Annotated in this window: 3 protein-coding genes; 2 read left to right on the top strand and 1 reads right to left on the bottom strand. The window is 25.8% G+C overall.

All coding sequences use genetic code 11. From position 1 onward, the window contains the following. A partial coding sequence (locus tag B2P65_RS04525) for a hypothetical protein (RefSeq protein WP_346879677.1) occupies window positions 1–414 on the top strand: 414 nt, incomplete at its 5' end. Window positions 415–524: 110 nt separating this feature from the next. Continuing rightward, window positions 525–923, top strand: coding sequence for a hypothetical protein (locus B2P65_RS04520; RefSeq protein ID WP_346847617.1), 399 nt, complete (start codon window positions 525–527; stop codon window positions 921–923). Between the two features lie 68 nt (window positions 924–991). Here the strand turns inward: B2P65_RS04520 and B2P65_RS04515 are convergent, their stop codons facing one another. Next, on the bottom strand, window positions 992–1,204 hold the full coding sequence (locus B2P65_RS04515; protein ID WP_346847616.1) for a hypothetical protein: 213 nt from the start codon (window positions 1,202–1,204) through the stop codon (window positions 992–994). Between the last annotated feature and the right edge of the window lie 257 nt (window positions 1,205–1,461).

Below are 1,461 nucleotides of genomic sequence, written 5' to 3'. Positions count from 1 at the left end.
GCTTCAATGAATGTAGAAAAATATGATGAAGATGTAGAAGATCAATACGCTTATATGGATATAGAAGATATTAAAAACCTAGAGGATAAGAAAGAGAAGGTTAAAGATATGTATATGGACATTAAGAAAAAGCCTTCTTTGGATGATTCATATGGAGTAACAAACCATAGCAGAGCATCTAGTAAGATAAATAAGATTAAAAAGAAAATGGGTAAACAGGAGCTACATCTTAATTCAAGTGGAAAAGAATCTTTAAGACGTACTTATTTAATCGAAGTTGATAATATAAAGAAGCTTGAGGAAATAAAGGTGTTTTTATATTCAGATGAAGTTATTCAGTACAGTGAAATTATTAATGAAGATATAAAACACTATTATCAGTGCATGAAAATTGAAAAAGGAAAAAATAAATAAAAATTTTTCAAATTAGTTTACAAATCAATATTAAATCACTCTTTATATAAGTGTAATTACTTAATCGATTAAAGTAAAATAAAAAATTAAATTCTAGGAGGAATATTATTATGGATATTGGTTTTGATATTGGGTTTGGTGGATCAATGCTAATTATGAGTGGATATAAAATAACTTATGGTATATCACCTAAAGTTATACATGTTGTAAATGACTCTGAACTTAAAAAATTCTATGCATTAAAAGGTATTAAGGGTATTACAGAGTTAGCAGCAACACTGCGAGCAACATACAAATATCAAACTGGAAAGGCTATAGAGATAACTCTACTTTCCTTAACGGCCGAAATAGTGGGACATATTGATGTCGGATATATTGGAGGCATTTTAAAAGCTGTAACTGGTAAAGATATTAAAAATATAGTGAGAAGCACTAATATTATTGATTGTGGAGAAAAAAGTGTGGATACTAATAGAGCGGTTTGGGATGCAATAACTCTTCATCTTTAATCATGTAAGTAATAGGAACTAATTAAACATGTTAATTGTAATTTACAATTAACATGTTTTTTAAATTATTAAAAAAAGAATACAATAATACACCCAGCAATAAAAGAAATAGGAAAAGCCAAAAGTGATAAAATGCAAAGAACTAAAAATAATTTATCTAAAACCATAAATATTTTTTCATGTTTGAAATCTTCAGTTTTACTCTTTTTAAATTTAATCCATCTACTATTTATTGAACGTAAAATTGCAAAAAATATAGATATAATTATGTATCCGGCCATAATTATTTAACCCCCTTATAAATAAACGTATATTTTATTATTGATCAAACTTATATACATTCATAAATTATACCATAACATATAAATAAAACATCGTCTCAATAACCATTTATCACTTAATACTTCTACTAATAATTCTAATGCTTTAATATAAATTACACCTTAAATAATGTGATTAGAAGATTGAAAAAGGAAAAAATTAATGAAAACACATATATATATTTAAGAAATTAAGGAAGGAGTGAGTTTTGTGGCAA

Origin of the sequence: Clostridium sp. UBA3061, assembly GCF_002367465.1 — a bacterium.
In the GTDB taxonomy this organism is placed as follows: Bacteria; Bacillota; Clostridia; order Clostridiales; family Clostridiaceae; genus Clostridium_J; species Clostridium_J sulfidigenes.
Note: the sequence above shows the minus strand (reverse complement) of the source record. Positions and strands in the feature narration are given on the sequence as shown.